This is a genomic window from Streptomyces sp. NBC_00223 (assembly GCF_036199905.1).
Taxonomy (GTDB): domain Bacteria; phylum Actinomycetota; class Actinomycetes; order Streptomycetales; family Streptomycetaceae; genus Actinacidiphila.
Map to the genome: position 1 here is coordinate 6,383,267 of NZ_CP108109.1, position 6,734 is coordinate 6,390,000.

Here is a 6,734-nt window from a genome sequence, read left to right on the forward strand (position 1 = left end):
CACCGCGTACGACTCGGAGGACCGCAGAACGATGAGCAAGCTCCGCGTGGCCGTCATCGGCGCCCAGGGCCGGATCGGCTCCGAAACGGCCCGGGCCGTCGAGGCGGCCGACGACCTGGACCTGGTCGCCGCGATCGACCGGGACGACGACCTGAAGGCGCTGACCGAGGCAGGTGCCCAGGTCGCCGTCGAACTCACCCACCCCGACGCCGTCCTCGGCAACCTGGAGTTCTGCGTCGGCCACGGCATCCACGCCGTGGTCGGCACCACCGGCTGGACGCCGGAGCGGCTGGCCACCCTGGAGGGCTGGCTGGCCGCCTCGCCGGGCACCGGAGTCCTCGTGGCGCCGAACTTCTCCATCGGCGCCGTCCTGACCATGCGCTTCGCCCAGCAGGCGGCCCGCTGGTTCGAGAGCGTCGAGGTCATCGAGCTCCACCACAACAACAAGGCCGACGCCCCCAGCGGCACCGCCTCCCGTACCGCCCAGCTGATCGCCGCCGCCCGCGCGGAGGCCGGCCGCGACCGCCAGCAGGACCCCACCACCCACGGCCTGGACGGCGCCCGCGGCGCGGACGTCGACGGCGTACCCGTGCACTCGGTACGGCTGCGCGGCCTGCTCGCCCACCAGGAAGTGCTCTTCGGCGGCACCGGCGAGACGCTCACCATCCGGCACGACTCGCTGCACCACAGCAGCTTCATGTCGGGCATCCTGCTCGCCACCCGTACCGTCCCCGGGGTACCCGGGCTCACCTACGGCCTGGAACACTTCCTGTCCGAGGAGCCCGCCGGGTCCGGTACGGAAGGGGACTGACCGCCATGCGCGCCAGACTGAGCTACGCCGCCTCGGCGGCCGCGCTCCTGTTCTACTTCGTCCTGGTCGGCGACCGGGGAGTGCTGCTGATCGCCGACGGGCGGCCGGTCACCGTCGCCTTCGGCGTGGCCGTGCTGGTGCTGCCGCTGATCGGCGCGTGGTTCCTCTGGCACACCACGCAGTTCGCCCGGCACGCCGGGCGGCTGGGACGCGAGCTGGAGGCCGAGGGCGGACTGCCCGTCGACGAGCTGGAACGCACCCCCAGCGGCCGGATCGACCGCGCCTCCGCCGACGCCGTCTTCGCCAGGCGACAGGCCGAGACGGAGGCGGCGCCGGACGACTGGCGCAACTGGTTCAGGTTGGCGATCGCCTACTTCGACGCCCGGGACACCCCCCGGGCCCGCAAGGCCATGCAGCGGGCGATCGCGCTGCACGACGGGAAGTAGCGGGGGAGCGGGGTTCACGCGGCGCCTTGGGGCCTTCAGGCGGCGGGGTCAGCGGGGGCCGTTTTCGGGATCAGCGCAGCTCCGTGGCCCATCCCTCTATGGCGTCGGCCGCGACGTCGAAAGCCTCCACCCGGCCCAGGAAGTCGGCGTTGTGGTCGGTGAGCAGCGGGCGCAGCGACCCACCGCCGCGGCGCGTGATGACCAGCGCCTGACCCTGGACGGTACGCGGCAGCCCCAGCACCTTCACCGGCTGCTGGGCGGTCCGCACGGACGCGATGTGCTGCCAGGGGACGGTGGTCGTGGTGAAGTACCTCACCTGCCGCATCCCCTTGCCGCTCAGCCAGACGCCCATCCGCAGCAGCCGCAGCGCGGCGGCGATCACCACCACGGCGGCCACCACACAGGTCACCGCGCCGTCCGCGCTGCGGGCCGCGACCATGATCAGCGCGGCGAACAGCAGGTACGAGACGAGCATCAGCGCGAGCGCGGCGGTGCCGACCCGCCAGGGGCCGGGGCGGTACGGCCTCATCCAGCGGTCCTGCGCGGCGTGCGGGAGGACACGGCCGGAGGCGTACTCGTCGTTCACGGTGGCGGAGCGGAATGGCAGGGACACGCGGAGAAACCTCATTCGGGTTCCGGCAGTGGCGGGCTATGACGGGTGAGGCTAGCCGTCGCGGGCACCACGGCCAACCTCCGGGTCGGCCCGGCCGCGCGGGACCGCACTGACGGACCCACCACTTAGGCTGGGCCGCGCACAGCAGCCAACATGGAAGGACCTGCCGGTGTCGACCGATCCGCCCACCGGGACCGCCGTCCCCGTCCACTTCCGCGACGACGTGACCGTCGACCTCGTCAAGCACAGCGCGTCGGACTCCGACGTCCTGTGGGCGGCGCGCGTCTCGACGGCCGGTGAGCAGTCCCTGGAGGAGCTGACGAAGGACCCCGAACGGTCCAAGGGCCTGATCAACTTCCTCCTCCGCGACCGCCACGGCAGCCCCTTCGAGCACAACTCGATGACCTTCTTCATCAGCGCCCCGATCTTCGTCTTCCGCGAGTTCATGCGCCACAGGGTCGGATGGTGTCTGGCGGGCGACACCATGATCACCCTGGAGAGCGAAGCGGGCAATCTCCGCAGGCGCCCGATCAAGGACCTCTACCGCCACTGGCACGAAGGCGTCGAGGACCGTATGCCGGTGTCCGCCGGAGGCGCCACCTGGCACGCCCAGGCGGGCAAGTGGATGGCCCAGGCCCGGCACGCCGGCGCGAACCACTACCTCGGCCTGTACGAGAGCAGGGAGGCGGCGGACAGCGCGGTGGCCGAGTTCCGCGAGGAACACCCCAGCACGCGTCTGAGGAAGCTCGACTCCGTCCGCCGCAATCACGTGCGCTGCTATGACGAGGACACCCTCCGGGCTCAGCGGGCGCAGATCGTCGACGTGATGGAGTCGGGGGTCAAGTCCCTCATCAGGATCACGACCGAGGGCGGCCGGGTGCTGCGCTGCTCGGTGGACCACGCGATCCTCACCCCCGACGGCTGGCGTAAGGCCGGCGAACTGTCGACGGGCGACGCCGTCATGGCAGCAGGGACGGCTCCCCGCCCCACGCAGCGACTGGTGCCGCCCAGCCTGCGGCGGGGCATCGGTGTGTGGACCTCCATGCAGCGCAACCGGATCATCGCGGAGACGGACACCTGTCACCTGTGTGCCCGGAGCTTCCCGCGCGAGTCCCTCGCCCTCGATCATGTCGTTCCCGTCGTCGCGGACCTGACCAAGGCACTCGACGAACGGAATCTGGCTCCCGCGTGCGCGGACTGCCACGCGAGCAAGAGCGCGGAGGAACAGGCGCTCGCCCAGCGCGGCGGCAAGATCGCTGTGGCGGTACCTGACCGGATCGTGGCGGTCACCGAGGACGGCGAGGAGATGACATACGACCTGTCGGTCGCCGGCCCGTGGCACAACTTCCTGGCCGACGGGATCGTCGTCCACAACTCGTACAACGAGGAGTCGGGGCGTTACCGGGAGTTGCAGCCGGTGTTCTACCTGCCGGGGGAGGAGCGGAAGCTCGTGCAGCAGGGGCGGCCGGGGAAGTACGAATTCGTGCACGGCACGCCCGAGCAGCGCAGCGCGACGATCAAGGCGATGGAGGGGTCGTACGAGCAGTCGTACGCCGCCTATCAGGAGATGCTCGCGGCCGGGGTGGCCCGGGAAGTGGCGCGGGCCACTCTTCCGGTCGGCCTGTACTCCTCGATGTACGCGACCTGCAACGCCCGCTCGCTGATGCACTTCCTCGGCCTGCGCACCCAGCACGAACTCGCCCGGGTGCCGTCCTTCCCGCAGCGGGAGATCGAGATGGTGGGCGAGAAGATGGAGGCCGCCTGGGCGGAGCTGATGCCGCTCACCCACGCCGCCTACAACGCGAACGGCCGAGTCGCGCCCTAGGGCGCGAGACGCGCCGCCGGGCCGCACGGAAGGCCGCACGAAGGTGCGGCCCGGAAGGCGGCGCGGGACCACCCGACAAGCACCTCACCAGTAAATGTCCGAAGTGTTCGGATTGCAGGCATTCGTGAAGTTCATCTAGGCTGCAGAAACGGACTCCGGTGCTGCTTGAACCCCCGAGCGGGCAGCGCCGGAGTCCTTCTCCGCAGGTCCCACGGCTGCGCCCCCGTACACACACCGAGTAGCGTGGGACCCATGGCTCCGACCTCCACCCCCAAGGCCCCCTTCGGGCGGGTTCTGACCGCAATGGTCACCCCGTTCACCGCGGACGGCGCTCTCGATCTCGACGGCGCCCAACGGCTCGCCACTCACCTCGTGGACGCGGGCAATGACGGCCTCGTCGTCAACGGCACCACCGGGGAGTCGCCCACCACGAGCGACACGGAGAAAGACCAGCTCGTACGCGCCGTGGTCGAAGCCGTGGGCGATCGCGCACATGTCGTCGCGGGCATCGGCACCAACGACACGGCCCACAGCGTCGCCCTCGCCCGCCAGGCCGAGCGAGCCGGCGCCCACGGTCTGCTCGCGGTCACGCCGTACTACAGCAAGCCCCCGCAGGAGGGCCTGTACCGGCACTTCACCGCCATCGCCGACGCGACCGACCTGCCCGTGATGCTCTACGACATCCCCGGCCGCTGCGCCGTCGCCGTCGACACCGACACCCTCGTCCGATTGGGCGAACACCCCCGGATCGTCGCCAACAAGGACGCCAAGGGCGACCTCAGCGCGGCGAGCTGGGCGATCAGCCGCAGCGGCCTGGCCTGGTACTGCGGCGACGACATGCTCAACCTGCCGATGCTGTCCATCGGCGCCGCCGGCTTCGTCTCCGTCGTCGGGCACCTGGTCACCGCCGAGCTGCGCGCCCTGCTGGACGCCTACTCGGGCGGTGACATCGCCAAGGCCGCCGAGATCCACCAGCGGCTGCTGCCCGTCTACACGGGAATGTTCCGCGCCCAGGGCGTCGTCACCACCAAGACCGCTCTCGCGCTGCGCGGACTGCCCGCCGGCCCGCTCAGGCTGCCCCTGGTCGGCCTGACCGAGGCCGAGACCGAGCGGCTCAGGAGCGATCTCGCCGACGGCGGGGTAGAGCTCTGACCACAGACTTCACAACTGAATACCGGAGAACAGAGACCGATCGATGTCGCGCGCGCCCCGGCTCCCCCGAGAGCCCGGTGCGTGCGCGGTAAGGAGAACCTTTTGAGCCATCCGCACCCTGAACTCGGCCCCCCGCGAGCACTGCCCGACGGCGGCCTGCGCATCACACCACTCGGCGGTCTCGGCGAGATCGGCCGCAATATGACGGTCTTCGAATTCGGCGGGAAGCTGCTGATCGTCGACTGCGGTGTCCTCTTCCCGGAAGAGGAGCAGCCCGGAGTCGACCTGATCCTCCCGGACTTCACCTCCATCCGGGACCGGCTGGACGACATCGTCGGCATCATCCTCACCCACGGTCACGAGGACCACATCGGTGCCGTCCCCTTCCTGCTCCGCGAGAAGGACGACATCCCGCTCATCGGCTCCAAGCTGACCCTCGCGTTCATCGAGGCCAAGCTCCAGGAGCACCGCATCCGGCCGTACGCCCTGGAGGTCACCGAGGGCGACCGGGAGCGGATCGGGCCCTTCGACTGCGAGTTCATCGCGGTCAACCACTCCATCCCGGACGCCCTGGCCGTCGCCGTCCGTACCCCGGCCGGCATGGTCGTCGTCACCGGCGACTTCAAGATGGACCAACTGCCGCTCGACGGCCGCCTCACCGACCTGCCGACCTTCGCGCGGCTCGGCGCGGAGGGTATCGACCTGCTGCTCGCGGACTCCACCAACGCGGAGGTCCCCGGCTTCGTCGCCCCCGAGCGGGACATCTCGCAGGTGCTGCGGCAGACCTTCGCCAAGGCCGAGAAGCGCATCATCGTGGCGAGCTTCGCCAGCCATGTGCACCGCATCCAGCAGGTGCTCGACGCCGCCCACGAACGCGGCCGCAAGGTCGCCTTCGTCGGCCGTTCCATGGTCAGGAACATGGGCATCGCCCGTGATCTGGGCTACCTCAAGGTGCCCGGCGGGCTCGTCGTGGACATCAAGGTCCTGGACGACCTCCCCGACGAGAAGGTCGTCCTCGTCTGTACCGGCTCCCAGGGCGAACCGATGGCCGCCCTGTCCCGGATGGCCAACCGGGACCACCAGATCCGCATCGTGGAGGGCGACACCGTCGTCCTGGCCTCCTCGCTCATCCCGGGGAACGAGAACGCGGTCTACCGCGTCATCAACGGCCTGACCCGCTGGGGCGCAAATGTCGTCCACAAGGGCAACGCCAAGGTGCATGTCTCCGGGCACGCCTCGGCCGGCGAACTGCTGTACTTCTACAACATCTGCAAGCCGCGCAACCTGATGCCGATCCACGGCGAATGGCGCCATCTGCGGGCCAATGCCGAGCTGGGCCAGCTCACCGGCATCCCCAAGGAGCGCACGGTCATCGCCGAGGACGGCGTGGTGGTCGACCTGATCAACGGGGTCGCCAAGATCGCGGGCAAGGTCCAGGCCGGTTATGTGTACGTCGACGGCCTCTCGGTCGGCGACATCACCGAGTCGTCCCTCAAGGACCGCCGCATTCTCGGCGAGGAGGGCATCGTCTCGGTCTTCGTCGTGGTGGACAGCACCACGGGCAAGCTGGTCGGCGGCCCGAACATCCACGCGCGGGGGTCGGGCATCGCGGACGAGGCGTTCGCCCCGGTGATCCCCAAGATCGAGGAGGGGCTCTCCCGTTCGGCGTCGGACGGCGTCATGGAGACCCGCCAGATTCAGCAGCTCATCCGGCGGTCCGTCGGCAAGTGGGTGTCGGACACCTACCGGCGCCGGCCGATGATCCTGCCGGTCGTCGTGGAGGTCTGACGGAGGTCGAGATCTGACGGCACGTCAACATGCCGACATGGAGCGGGCCCCCGGATTTGCATCCGGGGGCCCGCTCCAGTACGTTGGCACAACCGCCTC

The 6,734-nt window shown here is 70.0% G+C and carries 6 protein-coding genes; 5 read left to right on the forward strand and 1 reads right to left on the reverse strand.

The features are described from left to right. The first annotated feature begins 31 nt into the window (after nt 1-31). Nucleotides 32-811 carry a 4-hydroxy-tetrahydrodipicolinate reductase gene (dapB, locus tag OHA30_RS27305; RefSeq protein ID WP_328916528.1) on the forward strand — a complete coding sequence of 260 codons (780 nt, stop codon included), beginning with the start codon at nt 32-34 and terminating at the stop codon, nt 809-811. Nucleotides 812-816: 5 nt separating this feature from the next. After that, nucleotides 817-1,257, forward strand: a complete 441-nt coding sequence (locus tag OHA30_RS27310; RefSeq protein ID WP_328916529.1) for a hypothetical protein — start codon at nt 817-819, stop codon at nt 1,255-1,257. 70 nt (nt 1,258-1,327) lie between these two features. Here OHA30_RS27310 and OHA30_RS27315 read toward each other — a convergent pair whose 3' ends face one another. Beyond that, complete coding sequence (locus tag OHA30_RS27315; protein WP_328916530.1) at nt 1,328-1,870, reverse strand: hypothetical protein; 543 nt, start codon at nt 1,868-1,870, stop codon at nt 1,328-1,330. A gap of 169 nt (nt 1,871-2,039) precedes the next feature. Here OHA30_RS27315 and thyX point away from each other — a divergent pair, with 169 nt between their 5' ends. The 3 genes from thyX to OHA30_RS27330 all read left to right on the forward strand — a co-directional run bounded on the left by thyX (nt 2,040) and on the right by OHA30_RS27330 (nt 6,635). Continuing rightward, entirely contained in the window at nt 2,040-3,695 is a 1,656-nt protein-coding gene (gene thyX, locus OHA30_RS27320; protein ID WP_328916531.1) for an FAD-dependent thymidylate synthase, read from the forward strand. Nucleotides 3,696-3,947: 252 nt separating this feature from the next. After that, complete coding sequence (gene dapA, locus OHA30_RS27325) at nt 3,948-4,847, forward strand: 4-hydroxy-tetrahydrodipicolinate synthase (protein WP_328916532.1); 900 nt, start codon at nt 3,948-3,950, stop codon at nt 4,845-4,847. A gap of 102 nt (nt 4,848-4,949) precedes the next feature. Then, on the forward strand, nt 4,950-6,635 hold the full coding sequence (locus tag OHA30_RS27330) for a ribonuclease J (RefSeq protein ID WP_328916533.1): 1,686 nt from the start codon (nt 4,950-4,952) through the stop codon (nt 6,633-6,635). The last annotated feature ends 99 nt before the right edge of the window (nt 6,636-6,734 follow it).

Coding starts and splice junctions, on each gene's coding strand:
- OHA30_RS27310 (WP_328916529.1), top strand. CDS start 817: ATGCGCGCCAGACTGAGCTACGCCGCCTCGGCGGCCGCGCTCCTGTTC.
- dapB (WP_328916528.1), top strand. CDS start 32: ATGAGCAAGCTCCGCGTGGCCGTCATCGGCGCCCAGGGCCGGATCGGC.
- dapA (WP_328916532.1), top strand. CDS start 3,948: ATGGCTCCGACCTCCACCCCCAAGGCCCCCTTCGGGCGGGTTCTGACC.